Origin of the sequence: Paenarthrobacter sp. RAF54_2 (genome assembly GCF_052113945.1) — a bacterium.
In the GTDB taxonomy this organism is placed as follows: Bacteria; Actinomycetota; Actinomycetes; order Actinomycetales; family Micrococcaceae; genus Arthrobacter.
Genome location: NZ_JBFRDV010000031.1, coordinates 13025 through 29888, shown reverse-complemented (window position 1 = coordinate 29888; position 16864 = coordinate 13025). Strand labels below are relative to the sequence as shown.

15 protein-coding genes and 1 pseudogene are annotated in these 16864 nt (G+C 62.7%); 9 read left to right on the top strand and 7 right to left on the bottom strand.

Annotation, left to right across the window (positions count from 1 at the left end):
* Nucleotides 1-60: 60 nt before the first annotated feature.
* The 5 genes from arfB to AB4Y87_RS22970 all read left to right on the top strand — a co-directional run bounded on the left by arfB (nt 61) and on the right by AB4Y87_RS22970 (nt 4512).
* Complete coding sequence (arfB, locus tag AB4Y87_RS22990; RefSeq protein WP_442006562.1) at nt 61-480, top strand: alternative ribosome rescue aminoacyl-tRNA hydrolase ArfB; 420 nt, start codon at nt 61-63, stop codon at nt 478-480.
* A 118-nt stretch (nt 481-598) separates the two neighbouring features.
* On the top strand, nt 599-1000 hold the full coding sequence (locus AB4Y87_RS22985; protein ID WP_442006561.1) for a RidA family protein: 402 nt from the start codon (nt 599-601) through the stop codon (nt 998-1000).
* Between the two features lie 36 nt (nt 1001-1036).
* Nucleotides 1037-1936, top strand: a complete 900-nt coding sequence (locus tag AB4Y87_RS22980; RefSeq protein WP_442006560.1) for an EamA family transporter — start codon at nt 1037-1039, stop codon at nt 1934-1936.
* A 121-nt stretch (nt 1937-2057) separates the two neighbouring features.
* Complete coding sequence (locus AB4Y87_RS22975) at nt 2058-3104, top strand: homoserine dehydrogenase (RefSeq protein WP_442006559.1); 1047 nt, start codon at nt 2058-2060, stop codon at nt 3102-3104.
* A complete protein-coding gene (locus AB4Y87_RS22970; RefSeq protein ID WP_442006558.1) occupies nt 3097-4512 on the top strand; it encodes an aldehyde dehydrogenase family protein in 1416 nt (471 codons plus the stop codon). The genes AB4Y87_RS22975 and AB4Y87_RS22970 overlap by 8 nt, the downstream gene beginning before the upstream one ends.
* Before the next feature lie 124 nt (nt 4513-4636).
* Here the strand turns inward: AB4Y87_RS22970 and AB4Y87_RS22965 are convergent, their stop codons facing one another.
* Nucleotides 4637-5092 (bottom strand): Lrp/AsnC family transcriptional regulator, encoded by a 456-nt coding sequence (locus AB4Y87_RS22965; protein ID WP_442006557.1) that lies wholly within the window; start codon nt 5090-5092, stop codon nt 4637-4639.
* A gap of 179 nt (nt 5093-5271) precedes the next feature.
* Between AB4Y87_RS22965 and AB4Y87_RS22960 the strand changes: the two genes are divergently transcribed.
* Together AB4Y87_RS22960 and AB4Y87_RS22955 are read left to right on the top strand one after the other, a co-directional pair.
* Nucleotides 5272-5874: a helix-turn-helix domain-containing protein gene (locus AB4Y87_RS22960; protein ID WP_442006556.1), complete on the top strand. Its 603-nt coding sequence runs from the start codon at nt 5272-5274 to the stop codon at nt 5872-5874.
* Nucleotides 5867-6631 carry a B3/B4 domain-containing protein gene (locus AB4Y87_RS22955; RefSeq protein WP_442006555.1) on the top strand — a complete coding sequence of 255 codons (765 nt, stop codon included), beginning with the start codon at nt 5867-5869 and terminating at the stop codon, nt 6629-6631. The genes AB4Y87_RS22960 and AB4Y87_RS22955 overlap by 8 nt, the downstream gene beginning before the upstream one ends.
* Here the strand turns inward: AB4Y87_RS22955 and AB4Y87_RS22950 are convergent.
* Both AB4Y87_RS22950 and AB4Y87_RS22945 read right to left on the bottom strand, forming a co-directional pair.
* Complete coding sequence (locus AB4Y87_RS22950; protein WP_442006554.1) at nt 6624-7868, bottom strand: MFS transporter; 1245 nt, start codon at nt 7866-7868, stop codon at nt 6624-6626. The two genes, AB4Y87_RS22955 and AB4Y87_RS22950, sit on opposite strands and share 8 nt — an antisense overlap.
* The gene (locus tag AB4Y87_RS22945) at nt 7865-8755 is read right to left on the bottom strand and encodes a dihydrodipicolinate synthase family protein (protein ID WP_442006553.1); all 891 of its coding nucleotides are present in this window, start codon (nt 8753-8755) and stop codon (nt 7865-7867) included. Before AB4Y87_RS22945 ends, AB4Y87_RS22950 begins: the two co-directional genes overlap by 4 nt.
* 124 nt (nt 8756-8879) lie before the next feature.
* Between AB4Y87_RS22945 and pdxR the strand changes: the two genes are divergently transcribed.
* Nucleotides 8880-10277, top strand: coding sequence for a MocR-like pyridoxine biosynthesis transcription factor PdxR (pdxR, locus tag AB4Y87_RS22940; protein ID WP_442006552.1), 1398 nt, complete (start codon nt 8880-8882; stop codon nt 10275-10277).
* Nucleotides 10278-10332: 55 nt separating this feature from the next.
* Here the strand turns inward: pdxR and AB4Y87_RS22935 are convergent.
* Nucleotides 10333-12080 (bottom strand): annotated as a pseudogene (locus AB4Y87_RS22935) (pyruvate dehydrogenase).
* A gap of 103 nt (nt 12081-12183) precedes the next feature.
* On the opposite strand from AB4Y87_RS22935, the gene ligD reads away from it, so the two are divergent.
* Nucleotides 12184-13428, top strand: coding sequence for a non-homologous end-joining DNA ligase (gene ligD, locus AB4Y87_RS22930; protein WP_442006551.1), 1245 nt, complete (start codon nt 12184-12186; stop codon nt 13426-13428).
* Here ligD and AB4Y87_RS22925 read toward each other — a convergent pair whose 3' ends face one another.
* The 3 genes from AB4Y87_RS22925 to AB4Y87_RS22915 form a co-directional block, all read right to left on the bottom strand.
* Nucleotides 13429-14040, bottom strand: coding sequence for a dihydrofolate reductase family protein (locus AB4Y87_RS22925; RefSeq protein ID WP_442006550.1), 612 nt, complete (start codon nt 14038-14040; stop codon nt 13429-13431).
* Between the two features lie 154 nt (nt 14041-14194).
* Nucleotides 14195-15910, bottom strand: a complete 1716-nt coding sequence (locus tag AB4Y87_RS22920; RefSeq protein WP_442006549.1) for a thiamine pyrophosphate-binding protein — start codon at nt 15908-15910, stop codon at nt 14195-14197.
* Complete coding sequence (locus AB4Y87_RS22915; RefSeq protein WP_442006548.1) at nt 15907-16719, bottom strand: cyclase family protein; 813 nt, start codon at nt 16717-16719, stop codon at nt 15907-15909. Before AB4Y87_RS22915 ends, AB4Y87_RS22920 begins: the two co-directional genes overlap by 4 nt.
* Between the last annotated feature and the right edge of the window lie 145 nt (nt 16720-16864).

Sequence of the window (16864 nt, the reverse complement as noted above, 5' to 3'; positions counted from 1 at the left end):
CGTCACGTCGAAGGACCGCCCGGCTGGGAAGACCCGCCCCTGACGTGCAACGCTTGTCCCATGGACCTGGAAATCTCGCCCTCCCTCACGATTCCGGCCTCGGAACTCGGCTGGCGGTTCTCGCGTTCATCAGGACCGGGCGGTCAACACGTCAACACGACCGACAGCAGGGCTGAGCTTTTCTGGAACGTAGCCATGTCGGAAGCGTTGACAGAAAGCCAAAGGGAGATCCTGCTGCGTCGACTGGAGAAGCGACTCGTCGACGGAGTCATCACAGTTACAGCCTCCGAGCAGCGCTCGCAGTTACGCAACCGCGAGAGCGCCCTGGCCAAGCTCGCTGACATTGTGGTGGCCGGCCTTGCCCCAAGGACTGTGCGCAGGGCAACGAAACCCACACGCGGGTCTGCCCAGCGGCATCGCGCGGCAAAAGTACAGAGGGCGGCAACCAAACAGCAACGACGGCGGCCCTCGCCTGAGTGACGAGCACTGGAATGACGAGTGCCTGAGTGACGCGCGCGACTGTGTGATGAAGCCGGTCCAGCCCGGGCGCTTGGGCTCACCTCTTTTGGCAATTGGTCGGGGATGGCAGCATACAGTCATGTCATCCATCCAGCGCATCAGGCCCGAGGGGCTTGTCTCCAGCCCCGCATTCAGCCACGTAGCCATCGTGCCTCCAAACGCCACCACCATCTACGTCGGCGGCCAGAACTCGGTCGACAGTGGCGGTTCGCTTATCGGCGAAGGTGATGTTGGAGTGCAATCTGCCCGCGCCTTGGCGAACGCAAAGACCGCGCTGGCGGCTGCCGGGGCAACCCTCAGCGATGTTGTGCAGTGGACGGTTCTCTTCGTGGACGGTGCCGACCTCGCGGCAGGGTATGGGGCCATCGCGGCAGACCTCGCCGCCGACGAGCCGCCCCTAGTGACAGCAGCGTTTGTGTCCCGTTTGGGCGTTCCCGGGGCGCTGGTGGAGATCAGTGCGGTAGCCGCCGTCGAGCGGTAAGAACAAGACTGCACTCAAAGTGCAGTATTATGCCTTATGACCACAATCAAAGGCCGAATCCCCCCGTGGCTCCTGACCGTCGCAGCAATGTTCTCCATCCAGCTCGGCTCCGCCCTCTCACTGGGGTTGATGCCAACGTTGGGTCCCCTCGGGACAGCATGGCTGCGCCTGAGTATGGGAGCCCTCATCCTGCTGGCACTGGCCCGTCCACCCCTGAAGACCCTGCGACTTCGTGACGCTCCGGTGGTTGTTGGCCTCGGCGTCGCCACCGCAGTAATGTCGGTGACGTTTCTTGCCGCCATGGAACGCATTCCCATGGGAACAGCGGTTGCCATTGAATTCCTCGGACCGCTTACGGTTGCAGCCTTGCGGGGCCGCGGGGTCCGTTCCTTGATCCTGCCGGCAACGGCACTGGCAGGCGTCGTGCTACTCACCGAACCGTGGGCAGGCCACGTGGACCTGCTGGGAGTTGGTTTTGCGGCGATGGGCGCAGTGGGGTGGGCCATCTACATCCTTTTGACCCAGCGGGTGGGTGATCGCTTCAATGGAATCGGGGCCCTCGCCCTGACCATTCCGATTGCAGCTGTAGCCGCGGCACCGTTTGGACTGCCGCAAGCCATAGGCCACATCACGTGGGAAACCGTGGCCGTTGCCGCGGCCTTGGCAGTGCTGATACCGGTTCTGCCCTACATTCTGGAAATGTTTGCCCTCCGCCGCATGACACACACAGCATTCGGGACTCTTCTGGCTATGGAACCAGCCATCGGCGTGCTGCTCGGCGCGATCGTCCTGCGTCAGTTGCCATCGATGCTGCAACTCGCAGGCCTCTTGCTCGTCATTGTCGCAGGTGCCGCGGCCCAGCGCGGCGGACGCCGCCAACAGCAACCCGTCGTACCGGCTCCTCTTCCAAAGAGGGGACGTACCGCGGGCGTTTGAACATGGTTGTCAGCATTTTTGGGCGTTTCGTCATCCTTGGCGGGCGATTCGCTTCTAGGGAACTGACACTCCTGGAACCGAGGCTTAAAGGACAGCACCACCGCCCTACCAAGGAGATCACGTGACTACCTACAATCTGGCCCTCATCGGTTTCGGAGGCGTCAACCGCGCTTTGGCCGAACTCATCCGTGACGAACCCCAGCGATTTGCCTCGCTCGGATTCGAGCTTCGCGTCGTGGCCATCACCGATCTTGCCTTCGGCTCGCTCGTCCAAGGAGACGGGATCGACCTTACGGCCGTGCTCGCGATGCCCCGCGGGGCCTCGTTCGAGGGACTGCCAGGTGGCAGCCCGGATCCCCGCAACGAAGACGTCATCAAGAACAGCCCGGCCGACATCGTCGTTGAGGCTACCTTCACCAGTCCGATCGACGGCGAACCGGCAGTTTCGCACGTCAAATGGGCCATCGAGTCCGGCAAGCATGTGGTGACCACCAACAAGGGTCCTGTGGCGTTGCACGGCCGGGAACTGGGCCAGCTTGCAGCAAACAATGGTGTCCGTTTCGAATACGAGGGCTCAGTCATGAGCGGCACGCCCGTCATTCGACTCGCACACAAAATGCTGGGCGGCCTCGAATTGAACTCCGTTCAAGGCATCCTGAACGGAACCAGCAATTACGTCCTGGGTCGGATGGAGGCCGGGCTGGCCCTGGACGAAGCCATTGCCGAAGCCCAGGAGCGTGGATACGCCGAAGCGGATCCCACTGCAGACATCGGCGGCTCGGATGTCCGGTTGAAGGTCGCCATCCTGGCCAATGAGCTGCTCGGTGCCACCATCCACCCCAATGATGTTCAAACCACAGGCATTCAGGACATCAAGGGTGATGACGTCGCCCAAGCCCTGGCCAATGGCCTCCGCTGGAAGCTCATCGGCGAAGCCCGCCGCGAGAGCGATGGCAGCATCGTTGCTACTGTCCAGCCCACCGCCCTCCCGGCAGACCACCCGCTGGCTGGGATTTCCGGTGCCACCAACGCCGTATCCTTCAGTACGGATTTGCTGGGGGCCGTCACGGTATCGGGCCCTGGAGCCGGGCGCGTGGAAACTGCCTATGCCCTCATCTCCGACATCATCTCCGTCGACGAATTCGCCAAAGGAGCGGTCCGTGCCTGAAACAGCCATTGCCCACTCCACAACGGCAGTCGCTACCAGTGACCTGGTGGTGTACGACAAATTTGACGGTTCCGTCCTGGCAACCCTTCCCCAGTGCACCGAGGCAGACGTACGCGTCGAACTCATCCACGCCGCTGCGTCCGCTCCGGCAGCGGCAGCCATGCCCCGCCATGAGCGCGGGCGGATTCTGGATACCGCTGCTGACCTGCTCCAGCAACGGGCGGAGAAAGTGGCTGGGCTAATCGTCGCCGAGGCCGGGAAGACCATCACGCAGGCACTCAAAGAGGTCTCCCGTGCAGTCAACACGCTCAAGCTGTCCGCCGCGGAAACCCGCCGTAACGTTGGCGAAGTAGTTCCCTTCGACTCCTTCGCTGGCTCGGAAAACCGCCAGGGATGGTTCACCCGTGAGCCGTTGGGGCTTATCGCTGCCATCACCCCTTACAATGACGCCCTGAACCTGGTGGCGCACAAGCTGGGGCCGGCGATTGCCGGGGGGAACACCGTCATCCTCAAGCCGTCCCAGCTGACACCCTTGACGGCCATTCTCCTCGTGGACCTGTTGCGCGAGGCAGGCCTGCCGGCGGAGTTCGTCACTGTTGTCCTGGGCGACCGCAGCATCGCGCAAACCATCATCTCCTCCAAACTGGTTCGCATGGTGTCCTTCACGGGCGGCTTTTCCACGGGCCGCGCCATCGCCGCCAACGCCGGCATCAAGCGCCTGTCCATGGAACTTGGCGGCAACGCGCCCGTCATCGTGTTCGACGACGCGGACCTTCCCGCCGCCGTCGAGGCCAGTGTTTCCGGTTCCTTCTGGGCCGCTGGACAGAACTGCATCGGCGCCCAGCGGATCCTCGTTCAGCGGTCAGTCTTCGACGCCTTCCTTCACGCCTTTGTTGCCCAAACGGCCGCCCTGACTGCAGGCGATCCCCGCAGCGAGCAGACCGACGTCGGACCCATGATCAGCGTCGCGTCTGCCGCTGAAGCGAAGCGTAAGATCGACGAGGCAGTGTCGGCCGGTGCGCGACTGCTCACCGGCGGCATTTTGGATGGCGCGCTCCTGACGCCTGCTGTCCTGACCGGAGTCCCGCGCAACTGCGCGGCGTGGAGCGAAGAATTGTTCGCACCCGTGGTCCTGGTGGAACCGTTCGACTCCGCCGAGGAAGCCATCGAACTGGCCAACGACAGCGAATACGCCTTGCAGGCCGGGGTTTTCACCAAGGACCTGGCCCGTGCGCTGGCCACCGCCAAGGCAATCGACGCAGGCGGAGTGATGATCAACGATTCTTCGGACTACCGGCTAGATGCCATGCCTTTTGGCGGTTCGAAATACGGCAGCATGGGCAGGGAAGGCGTCCGCTTCGCCTACGAGGAAATGACGCAGCCCAAGGTCATAGCGATCACTTCATGACGATCGTCTGACGTTACCGTCAATCAATCAGGCTGTGCCGATCCGGCGTTGCCTAACCACCTTGGTTCCGCAGCGCCGGAACCAGTTAAGCCCAGCATGGTTCACGCCGTCTCAGCACGCTGCCTTAACGAGGCGCCTGCCTGTCGATGACTGTGGAGAGGGACAAGGCGGTGGTGATGTCGCGGACTCCAGGAAACTCTGAGACCTGCCTCCAGATTTCCTGGATTCGTGCGGCGTCCGGGGCCTCAACCCTGACCACGATATCCAGTTCGCCGCTGACAACATCGCAAGTTGCGATTTCAGGAATTGCCTTGAGCCCGGCAATCACGTCCCCGCCCCGCATCCTGTCATGCCGTTGGATCAGAAGCACGGCATTGACCGTGGGCGTACCTTCTCCGGCCGATTCCTTGATGGTGTATCCGTGGATATACCCGTCCCGTTCAAGCCGCTCAATCCGTTGCCGCACCGCGTTGCGGGAGAGCAGCACCTTCTCCCCCAGCTGGGCAAGGCTGATACGGGCATTGCGCCGCAGCTCGGCCAGAATCTGCGCGTCTATCTCGTCACGTGGACTCTTCGGCACGGACGCTCCTGTCTGAGGGATGTGAACATGTGTTTGGGCGTCCTTCGATGCAGGAATGCCGCCGCGGCAAGCGTGTCCAGCAAATTGGCCGGTACAAACATATCCCATTGGTGTATTGCTTCTTGGACTGGTTGGCAGGGATATTGCCCACTGCCCTCTAAGTGCATTATGCTGCATTGATGGAAGAAAACATCGCATCGCTCGCCTCAGCTATTGGCGGACGGGTTAAACAGGAGCGCCAGGCACGTCACTGGACCCTGGATCAACTGGCCGAAGCTGCCGGCGTCAGCCGACGCATGCTCATCAATGTGGAACAAGCAACCATGAACCCCAGCGTCGGCACTCTTCTGAGGATCAGCGCCGCGCTCGGTGTAGGTCTGCCGGACCTGGTCCAGTCCCCCGAGCCCAAGGGAGTCAAGGTGACACGAAAGGGTGAAGGTGCCCTGCTGTGGAGCAGTGCAGCAGGCGGACGCGGAGTACTCGTTGCGGGAACGGAACCGCCGGAAGTGATGGAACTTTGGGATTGGACCCTCGGGCCCGGAGACCAGCACGCCAGTGAGCCTCATACGCCTGGTACCAAGGAACTCCTGCAGGTTCTGCAAGGCACCGTTACCGTCGTCGCCGCAGAGCAGACGGTCGTCCTGGAGACCGGCGACTCGCTGTCTTTCCCGGGAGACGTAGCCCATTCCTACGGCAACAACGGTCCTGACGCAGCAAGGTTCTCACTCGCTGTTTTTGAACGTGGAGTGGGATCGGCGCATCGGGAGGCGAATAATGCTTAGCGTTGAATCCCTCCAGGAAATTCTCCACGCAGCCCACGTTGAACCCGCCGTCTTCGAACTTCAATCGGACTACCAGGCCCTCTTGATCGCCGTCGATGGTCTCGTGCCGGGTCCCAGCGATGATGCCAGCGATGCCCTGCTAAATCACGCGGAAACGGCAGCCCGGACGGCGCTCAGCGACCAGAAGGTCGAACACCTCCCGCATGTTGCCGCGTGGCGGAAGGCCTACCAATCCTTCGGAGCAAAGCCCAACCGCACCCGCAACAGCCTTGAGGCACTGCTTCGACGGGCTGATGCCGGCCTGCCCAGGGTCAACAGGCTCACGGACCTCTACAACGCCGTATCCGTAGTGCACCAGATTCCGCTCGGCGGCGAAGACCTTTCCAGTTACAGTGGGGCGCCACGGCTGATCCGTGCAACGGGCCAGGAGCCGTTCGACACGGTTTCCAGCGGAGAGCCCACGGTCGAACACCCCGATGAAGGGGAAGTTGTATGGTGCGACGACGACGGCGTCACTTGCCGACGCTGGAACTGGCGCCAGGGCCGCCGCACACAACTGCGGGACGATACAACCTCGGCGTTGTTCATTCTTGATGCCCTCGCACCCGTGACCACCGAGGATCTCCTTGCCGCCGGCGAGGACCTCACCACGCACCTGTGCCTCCTGGGACCGGAGGTCGTATCCGCCCAGCGGCTGATTGACGCCGGCACACTCCAGCACTGGCCTCTGTCGCATCAACCACGTCAGATCAGCTGAGAGGAGCCGGTCCTGCCGTTTGGGCACGCTCACGACGCCGGTCAACCAGGGAAGCGCTCACGGCCACCGCGATGAGTGCGGACGCCAAAAGCAAGGGCAGGTGTGTCATGGGTACAACCATGGCCCCTGCCAATGCTGTGCCGGCAGAACCTGCAGTGATCTTCAGGGCACCGATCCACACGAAGACCTGGCCGCGCGCGCCAGCTGGTGCATATTCGCTGCGCGCGGCCAGTGTCGCAGCGAAAAAGCAGGAGTTGAGCACTCCGGCCAAGGAGTAGACCACTACCGCTGCCGGAAACATCCCGGCGAAGGCTGCCCCACACAGCGCAATTCCAACAGCAGCTCCCAGCCAGGACATGAGGTGGTCCGCTTCGCTTCGCAGGGGGCGGATCATGAGGCCGGCGGATCCGAGAAGTCCGCCGAGACCATATGCGGCCGTCAGGACTCCTGCAGCAGCTGGCTCGACTCCGAGTTCTGCAGTCGAAGCCACCGCTGTGATCGGCAACGCGGCGACCGACAGCGCGATGCTGACCGTCAGGTAGAGCGTGCGCCGCAAGGGTCCGGTGGATAGCATCATCAGCAATGTGCGGCCCGGGCGCGGTACCTCCGAGGGAACCGATGCTCGAGGAGAAGAAGGCAAAAGCCTGACGAGAGCGGCGGCGACAAACGTTAATCCGGCAAGGATCAATGCCGCCAGTGCCGGATTCGCCCAGGCCGAGACAGCTGCGACCAACGAGGGACCGATGGTACCGCTGATGCCATATGTCGCTACATCCCATCCGTGTGCGCGCCGCTGGCTGGTTCTGTTCCTCCCGGCGATCGCAGAGAGCCTGCTGCTGATGCCGCCTGTCAGTAATGGACCCACCAATCCGGACGCAATGAGCAGTAGAGCCGGAACGATTGGAGGAGTCAGCGGGTACAGCAGGACAGCTGCTGCCAAGGTAACGCCGTGCATCAGGCACGCCCAAGCGATCACTGTCCTGCCGTCCCGGGCGGTGTCGAGTGTCCTGGCAACGAACGGACCGAAAAGGTGCGGTGCCGTGATGCAGGCGCCCAATATTCCGGCCAGCCAACCCGGTGCCCCGCTGGTTGTCACAAGCAGGACAATAGCGACAACCGCACCCCCATCGGCGCTGCGGGCCAGGGTGGCTGCAACGACATAGCGGGCCAACCCACCCGGCGATGTCTGCTCACCCGTAGTTGCGCTGCTGGTTTTGCGCCCGTCGATGAGGCTCATGTCCCCTCCAATCCACACTGGCGGATGGCAGCGGCAACTCTGTTGCGTCCTTCGGGATCCAGGCCACGCAGCGGCAAGGGCAAGGCTGAGGATGGAATGAGCCCGAGGTCTTCGGCCAGTGCCGCGGTGACCCGGAGGCTCCCGTAGGTTCGGAACAGGGACCAGAGGGGTTCCAGCGCCGCGGAGGCTGCCATCGCATCATCGCGCCGACCAGCCAACGCGTGATCGACTATTTCGCGGGCCTGACGGGGAAGGATCCCGCCGATCACCGAGTACCAGAGGTCGCAGCCAGCAAGCAGTGCTTCGGCGGCAATCCAATCTCCGCTGATACCCACAAATGTTTGCTCGGGCAAAGCTGCGCGGAGCTTGCCGAGCCTGGTGGCAATGTCGGGTGCAGCCGGCGGCGGAATCTTGATGGATGCGATTCCCGGGATACGGGCGATCCGGGCGTGCAGCTCGTCGGTGAAGGTAAAGCCCGTTGTGCCGGGGTTGTCATACACAACGATCGGAAGGTCTGACTCCGACGCAACGTCCTCAAACAGACCGAAAACCTCCGCTTCCGACAGGCGTTGATAGGACACCGGGGCCAAGAGCAATGCCGAGGCGCCTGCGGTATGTGCATCGCCGGCAAGCGTGAGGACGTCGCTGGTACGCAAAGCCCCAACACCAGCCAAAACTGGCACGCCACCCGCAGCTTCTACGGACGTTTCAAGGACCATGCGGCGTTCTTCACGGGAGAGATAAGCGTAGTTTCCAGTCGAGCCAAGAACACCGAGTGAATCCACACCGGACTGCGCCGCGCGCGCCACCAGCCGGGCAACGGCGTCCAGATCGACACTTTCATCGCTCATGGGTGTGAGGGGGAATGCGCTGAGGCCGTTGAACACTGGAGTCCTGCTTTCTTGTGGCTGTGGCCGGGCGCGAACACAGCAAATGGGTGACTACGCGTCTCATGCTGCCAAAGGTCTTGGTCCTACACTAGGTCCAAGAAAGAACAACTCTGGAGGTCCAATGAGCGAATCGGAAATACCCATCGAGCTCGACAGGAAGCGTCCGGCCTCCTTGTCCGCCCAGGTTGCAAGCCAGCTCCGTACCGCCATCCTCAGCGGACTCCTGCAGCCTGAGCACACGCTCCCCGCCACCCGCCGGCTGGCCACGGACTTAGGGGTTTCCCGTGGTGTGGTGGTGCGGGCCTTCGAGCAACTCTCCGGGGAAGGGTTCCTGGAAAGCAGCGGTACTGGCGGGACCAAAGTAGCGGTCCGGCCGGACATCCAACAGCGTCCCACTGAAGAGAAAGCGCAGAGCAGCAGCCCTGCCAGCGCCGAGGTGATTGACCTGACCCCGGGCCGCCCCTCGGGATCGCCGTTCCAGGACAGGGAGTGGCGCAACGCGTGGAGAAAGGCCTTAGCGGAGCAAGGAAACACGCATCTACCGCCGGCCCTTGGAACGCTGGACCTTCGGGAAGCCGTGGCCGGTCACCTGGCGGTGTCCAGGGGCCTGGCCGTAGACCCGGAGGACGTCATCATTACGGCCGGCACCAGTGATGCGCTGCACCTCGTAGTGGCCATGCTTCGCGGCAAGACGAACAATCCGCGCATCCTGGTTGAGGACCCGGGCTACCCCACGGCGCGACGCGTGATGAGCGCGGCTGGTGCCCAACTTCAGCTGCTTCCCGTGGACCAAGACGGCCTGAAGAGCTCCCAACTCGCAGGACTCAACGCCATTCCCGACGCCGTCCTCATCACCCCCAGCCACCAGTACCCTCTTGGTGGCAGGATGGCAGTCCAGGAACGGCTCGGCCTGCTGAAGTGGGCGGACCGCCATGGCGTGCTGGTGCTGGAGGACGATTACGACAGCGAATTCCGTCACAGCAGAATGCCCCTGCCGGCCGTCGCATCCTTGCCCGCAGCTGCCGACGTCGTACTTCTCGGAACGTTCTCAAAGAACCTGAGTCCTTGGCTGCGCTGCGGATATCTGGTGGTCCGGGGCGCAGCCGGACAACGCCTCAAGGCAATGCGTGAAGCGTTGGACACTCCGGTTGCCGGGGTCCTGCAGTCGGCCCTCGCCTATTACCTTCAGGGCGGTGGACTCTCCCGTCACATTGCCCGCGCCCGGAGGGAATATTCGCACCGCCGTTCCCTGCTCATTGAGCGCTTAGGCGCGCGGACAGATGTGGAGCTTGCAGGCCTCGACGGCGGATTGCATGCAGTGATCCGCTTCGAACAGCCTGACGCAGCGGACCTGGCTGCGAAGGCGCTGGAACGCGGCGTGCGGGTCATCCCTTTGGCCGGATATTACGCCGAGCGCCCACCGGTGAACGGATTGGTCATCGGGTATGGCGCAGTGTCCGACCTCCAGTTGTCCAAAGCCCTCACCATCCTTGGAGCCCTACTCGACGAGCATCCGTAAACCAGGAGATTGTTGCCTGTCGTCGCTTTGAAGCTGTTGCCGGCAAAGACTCCTCTCAGCGCCGAGGAATATTGCGGAGGTTGCTCCGGGCCATGCTCACAGCTTCACCGGCGCCCCGGTTCAAGACCACTTTGGACATGGCCGTCGCGAAACCGATGACTTGTTGCCCGGAAATCTTCGGCGGGATGGAGAGCGCATTCGGATCAGTGATGAGCTCCACCAGCGAAGGACCCGGGTGGGCGAACGCCTCCCGATACGCTTCCTCGATATTCGCAGGATCTGTCACCCGGACAGCATGGAAGCCCAAGGCCTTCGCAACGGCGGCGTAGTTGGCGTCAGGCACATCAACGCCGAAATCGGGCAGCCCGTCCACCAACATTTCGAGCTTGACCATGCCCAGGGTTGAGTTGTTGAAGACGACTACGTTTACCGGCAGTTGATGTGCGGCCACGGTAATGAGCTCACCAAGCAGCATGGACAAGCCACCGTCGCCCGAGACAGAAACCACCTGGCGCCCGGGATAGGCCACCTGTGCACCGATCGCGTGCGGAAGGGCGTTGGCCATGGACCCGTGAAGGAAGGAACCGATCAGCCGGCGCGTGCCCAGCGGGTTGATATAGCGAGCCGTCCAGACGTTGCACATTCCGGTATCGGCAGTGAAGATGGCGTCATCCGCCGCCACTTGGTCCAGCAGGGAAGCAGCATACTCAGGATGAATGGGCTGTTTCTTTTCGACTTTCCGTGTGTACGCGCCCACTGCCTTGTTCATCAGGCGGTCGTGTTTCTTCAGCATTTGGTCCAGGAAGCGGCGGTTCTTCTTCGGATTTACCAACGGCAGAAGGGCGGTCAGAGTAGGCAGGACGTCGCCGTGAACGGCAATGTCGACGTCGGTCCTCCTCCCCAGCCGCTGCGCCGCGCGGTCAACCTGTGCCGTCCGTGTGTCCGGCAGGAATTGGTCGTAGGGAAAATCGGTACCCAGGAGGATCAGCAGATCAGCGTCCTCGATGCCCTCCGCCGCCGCACCGTAGCCGAGAAGACCGGTCATACCGATGTCGAACGGGTTGTCGTACTGGACGAAGTCCTTGCCGCGCAGTGAGTGGCCAATCGGAGCATTGACCAACTCCGCCAAAGCAATGAGTTCGTCGTGGGCTCCCTCGACGCCCGCCCCCGCGAAAATGGCGACCTTACCGGCGTCGTTGATGGCGTCAGCCAGTTCCTGGACGCTCGACTGGTCCGGGATCAGGCGCGCAGGCCGGAAGATGGCGGGCAACGGCGTCGGCGCGGTGGCTTCAAGCCCGGCGATATCGCGGGAAGAGTCACGACGGCGACCCCTCCAAGGGCTACAGCGTTCTGGATAGCGCTGTGCATCACGCGGGGCGCCTGCTCGGCGGTGCTGATCAGTTCCGAATAGACCGAGCATTCAGTGAAGATCCGGTCGGGATGGGTTTCCTGGAAGAATCCGCTGCCGATCTGCTTGCTGGGGATGTGCGAAGCGATGGCAAGGACCGGCGCCCCAGTGCGGTTCGCGTCGTAGAGTCCGTTGATCAAATGGAGGTTGCCAGGGCCACAAGAGCCGGCACAGACAGCAAGCTTCCCAGTAAGTTGCGCCTCGGCCGCTGCGGCAAAAGCGGCGGCCTCCTCGTGGCGGACATGAATCCAGTCGATGCCGCCTTTGGCCGAACCTCCCGTTTGACGGACAGCGTCCACTATTGGATTCAGACTGTCTCCGACGATTCCATAAATCCGCTGCACGCCGGCAGCCTGGAGTTGTTCGATGAGCTGGGTAGCAAGTTCCTTGGCCATAGTGTGCAGACTCCCGCGATTGTGGTGGTGGGCTGACATGGTCAATATAGTCGCCCTTGCCCTTGGTCTGGCTGTGACCGCGGATCGTTGCTAGCGTGGCGGCATGAACCCGTCGAAGACTCCGGCAGAGATTCTGGACATAGGCGACGCCGAAGTTCGCGTCTCCAATCCGGACAAGGTGGTTTTCCCCGAACCCGGACTAACCAAGCTGGATTTGGTCCGCTACTACCTTTCAGTTGCGGAGGGTGCGTTGCGGGGCGCCGGTGGCCGCCCCATGGTGCTCAAGCGCTTCCCCAAGGGCATCGACGCTGAGCCGTTCTTTCAGAAACGCGTTCCCGAAAACCATCCGGAGTTCATTGATACGGCGACGTTGCACTACTCATCGGGGACCTCAGCAGAAGAAACTGTCATCCGGGACGCTGCCGGTTTGGCGTGGGTAGTGAATCTTGGCTGCCTCGACCTGAACCCCCACCCCGTACGTGCCGAGGATCTTGATCATCCCGATGAGCTCCGAATCGACCTCGATCCCATGCCCGGTGTGGATTGGTCGCAAATCGTCGACGTCGCCTATGTGGCGCGCGAGGTGCTTGACGACGTCGGGTTGGTGGGGTGGCCCAAGACGAGCGGGTCCCGGGGACTGCACATTTTGGTGCGAATCGCCCCGGAGTGGTCTTACAGCGAGCTGCGGCTCGCCGCAGAGACCCTTGCCCGGGAGGTCGAGAACCGCGCCCCCGGGCTCGCCACGGCGCGGTGGTGGAAGGAAGAACGCGGCGAGAGCGTCTTCGTCGACTTCAACCAGAATGCAAAGGACCGGACTGTTGCCTCGGCATACTCTGTCCGGCCCCGGCCCGACGCCCGGGTTTCCACTCCCCTGACGTGGGCCGAGGTCACGTCCACGAGGCCCGAACAATTCACCGTCCGCTCAGTGCCCGAACGCTTCGCGGAGCTGGGCGATCCCCATGCTGGGATCGATGATGCCGTGGGGTCCCTTGAGGGCCTGCTGGCCTTGGCCAAGGAACTTGGTCCCGCAGAGAAGGCACCGCGCGCCGGCGACGGGTCAGGCCGCCGGGTCTCAACGATGCCACTCATTGAGGTGGCCCGCACCAAGACAAAGCCCGAAGCGGTGGCAGCCCTCGATGAATGGAAAGCCCGGCATACTGACGTGGTCCCGGAGCTGCACCCGGCGGATGTACTCATCGACGGGATGCGCGGTTCGAGTTCGCTCTGGTACAGGGTCCGGGTGAACCTTCAGCACATTCCCGAAGCAAAGCGCCCGCCCCAGGAGGAGCTCATCGCCGACTACGACCCCTGGGCCGGCAAGGAATGGCCCGGCCGTCCAGGATCCTGACTACCCTTCTGCGATGTCAATGCCAGTAACCGGCACACCCGCGCGCTCGTAGGCAAGGGCCACCGCGCCCGTCGGGAACCCCTGCGGTGGTTGCGCGAACCGGAACGCTGCCGGCACACCGGCACCGTCGGGGAACAACTTCTTTCCGGCTCCAAGCGTGATGGGGTAGAGGAAGAGGTTCAGTCGATCAACGACGTCGGCCTTCAGCAAGGACCGCACCAGCTCGCCGCTGCCTATGACGTGGATGTCCTCGAACCGATCCTTCAGGGAAGCCACTTCCGCCACCTCGGACAACGCCGTAGTGCCCGCCCATCCAGGGTCGGTCAGCGAACGGGAGACGACGAACTTCGGCAGGGCGTTGAACGTATCGGCAATCGGGTCATCGGCCCGGTTGGGCCAGTATCCCGCGAAGATGTCGTAGGTCTTGCGCCCCAAGAGCAGCGCATCCATGCGGTTGATTCCTGCGACGATGGCCTGGCCGGTTTCCTCATCGGAATAGGCCGCCTGCCAGCCGCCGAATTCGAAGCCGCCCTCACGGTCCTCGTCAGGTCCACCCGGGCCTTGATACACGCCATCAAGGGTGATGAAAAGATCGACGGAGAGGATTCCCATAATGTACTCCTTCGCATGGGAGGCAACCCGGATGCCGCCTCCAACCGTACGCCGATCGGGATGACCCGGAATCGACATCACTGCGAGCCAGACTAGCGACTCCGCCGTTCAGCCTCAATGGCCCTCAATGGCCCTCAATGGCCCTCAATGGCCCTCAATGGCCCTTAAAGGCCTCGGCCAGCCACCACGCGCCACCATCGGAAGCGATCCGGGCGTCAATGACCAGCGGGATATTCCGAGGACCCGCAACCCACTCCTCCACGGGCGCCAGATCCGCGACGCACCGGACCGTTACGGTGGCAGCACCGTAGCCTGCGGCGATGGAGGCGATATCTGTGGTGGGGAATCGAACCACTTCCAGGTCTTCATCATCTGCATCTAAGTGATGGACCTCGGCGCCGTACGCGGAATCGTTGTAGACAATCACCGCCATGGGAATCCGCTCACGGACCAGCGTCTCCAATTCCGAAATGGCCATGAGGAAGCCACCATCGCCGGTGCCCAGGACCGGCACGCGTTCCGGTTGGGCTTTCGCCGCGCCGATCGCAGTGGACAACCCCAGCCCAATCGACTGAAAAGCCTGCGTGAAGCAAAAGCCATACTCATCAGGAACGGACAGGTAGGCGCTCGGGTACCCCATGAAATTGCCGGAATCAACGGAAACAATGCGATTGTCGGGCAGGATCCGGTCAAGCTCGCGGCTGAGCACCCGGGGATCGATGGTCCCCGCAGTGGACAGGTCTTCCGTGTCCACCGAGTTCCAGCGTGCGTGCAAAGCTATCCGGTCAGCCATCTGTGGGGTACGCAGACCAACCGCCTGGTGTCCGGCAGAACGCAGTTCATTGAGCACAGCAAGGGCTGTCTCGCTGCAATCCCCCAGTACGCCCAGATCGATGGGCCGGTTTGCCCCCAGTGCCGAGTCCTCAAGGTCCACTTGCACCACTTTTGTTGCCGGGCCAATGAGCGAACCATGGCGCATCGTCCACATGTTCAGCGCACAGCCCCACCCGATGATCAAGTCCGCTTCCCGCACAGTGTCCGCGGTGAAGGGCGAGGAGAATCCACCGGAAATACCCAGGTTGAACGCGTCGCCGTTGAAGAGGCCGTGGGCGACTGCGGACGTCGCGACGAGCGCGCCCGCGGTTTCGGCGAGCGCCGCGATTTCCGGCCCTGCTTCGCGGCCTCCACGGCCGGCCACAAATACGGGCTTCTTCGCACCTTGGATGAGTTGTGCCAGTTTGGTGACTGCCGCCGCTGATGGCCTGATCCGCTGGCGGGGTTCCAACGGCTCCACGAGGCCGATTCCTGCCGGCGCCTCCCCACTTTGGATGTCTGTTGGGAGGGAAAGGACCACCGTGCGGCGTTCGTTTACTGCCGTCCGGTAGGCGCGGAGGGTGTCTGCTACTGCGCTTTGCGGCGAGTGGATCCGCTCAGCCACTGCACCGACGCTTCGGACAAGTGCATCCTGATCGATGGTGAAGTTGGACCTGACGGCGGATGCAGGTGTGTCCGCGGTTAGGACGATCATCGGGGTTCGGCTTTTCGCTGCCTCGCCGATTCCTGTTACCGCATTGGTCAACCCACAACCCTGATGCGTAGTGACGACTCCGACCTTGCCCGACATCCTTCCGTAGGCATCAGCCATGGTGGCTGCGCCGCCTTCATGCCGTGCTGCGGTATAGGGAACTCCCGCCCGGCGCAGTGCGTTTGTCACGACGAAATTTCCGCTGCCCACCACTCCGAAGACGTGGCCGATGCCAAGCCGGGCGAGGGTGTTCCCCACTCGTTCGGCAACATTGTCAGAGCGGGATGCGGGGGCCAGTGCGGTGGAGTCCTCCTTGAGTACCGGGCCGCTGGTGGTGACGGTCATCGTGTTTCTCCTTCTTTGAGCGCGAACACGCGAGCTGGGCTCCCGGTTCCGCCAACGATTGGCAAGGGCGCAACGATGAGGGCTGCTCCGGTTGGGGGCAGTTGGTCCAGGTTTTGCAATGAGGTGATTCCGTACTTGTCGTTCCCCAGCAGGAAGTGATGGGCCGGAAATGGAGGTTCCTGTCCACCGGCGGCCCCGGCATCGATACCAACGGTTTCCACGCCAATGCCGGACAATGCAGACTCCTCGGCAATCCATCGGGCGCATTCGACCGTGAGCCCGGGAGAATGTGGGCCGTGCTCGTCCTTGTTCAGGAATCGTTGTCGGTCTTGGGAGCGCTTGTCCCACCCCGTTCGAATGAGGAGCCAGCCGCCGTCGGGCAGTGCTCCGTAGGTTTCCTCCCATCGGAGGATGTGGTGACGGTCGAGGAGAAAGTCCGGGTCCGCAGTAGCCTCCTCGGTCGCGTCAAGGACGATGGCCGGGCCCACGAGCCGGGCGGGTTCGATCTGGGCGACGTCTTTGCCGTCACGCCCGGTGATCCAGTGGACGGGCGCGTCCAGATGGGTGCCTATGTGTTCGCCGGTGTGGATGTTGTGATGCTTCCAGAAGGGTCCGGGGCGGTTGTAGGCGGAGACCTCTTCGAGGCTGAAGTCAATGAGGTTTGCGAAGGGCTCCGGCAGTTCGAGAGTTGGAGTGTTGATCGAGAGCCTGGTGGTCAGGTCAATGACATCAATCCGGCCCGTGGCGAGGCCGGCAAGCACCTGGGCTACGCTGCCCTGGCGCACGTCAATATTGCTGCTGGTATCCATAAGAGTTCCTTGGGGATGGGTTCGCCGTCGATGAGGGCGTTGAGGGTCCCGTGGCGGTGCGCAACAGGACTTGTGGCTGCGACATTAGCAGCACATTCATACGCACCGGAACAGCGTTTTTGTGCAAATCGCAAGGGTTACCCGG

Coding starts and splice junctions, on each gene's coding strand:
- AB4Y87_RS22950 (WP_442006554.1), bottom strand. CDS start 7,868: ATGAGCCTCATCGACGGGCGCAAAACCAGCAGCGCAACTACGGGTGAG.
- AB4Y87_RS22960 (WP_442006556.1), top strand. CDS start 5,272: ATGGAAGAAAACATCGCATCGCTCGCCTCAGCTATTGGCGGACGGGTT.
- AB4Y87_RS22920 (WP_442006549.1), bottom strand. CDS start 15,910: ATGACCGTCACCACCAGCGGCCCGGTACTCAAGGAGGACTCCACCGCA.
- AB4Y87_RS22925 (WP_442006550.1), bottom strand. CDS start 14,040: ATGGGAATCCTCTCCGTCGATCTTTTCATCACCCTTGATGGCGTGTAT.
- AB4Y87_RS22955 (WP_442006555.1), top strand. CDS start 5,867: ATGCTTAGCGTTGAATCCCTCCAGGAAATTCTCCACGCAGCCCACGTT.
- pdxR (WP_442006552.1), top strand. CDS start 8,880: ATGAGCGAATCGGAAATACCCATCGAGCTCGACAGGAAGCGTCCGGCC.
- AB4Y87_RS22985 (WP_442006561.1), top strand. CDS start 599: ATGTCATCCATCCAGCGCATCAGGCCCGAGGGGCTTGTCTCCAGCCCC.
- ligD (WP_442006551.1), top strand. CDS start 12,184: ATGAACCCGTCGAAGACTCCGGCAGAGATTCTGGACATAGGCGACGCC.
- AB4Y87_RS22915 (WP_442006548.1), bottom strand. CDS start 16,719: ATGGATACCAGCAGCAATATTGACGTGCGCCAGGGCAGCGTAGCCCAG.
- arfB (WP_442006562.1), top strand. CDS start 61: ATGGACCTGGAAATCTCGCCCTCCCTCACGATTCCGGCCTCGGAACTC.
- AB4Y87_RS22980 (WP_442006560.1), top strand. CDS start 1,037: ATGACCACAATCAAAGGCCGAATCCCCCCGTGGCTCCTGACCGTCGCA.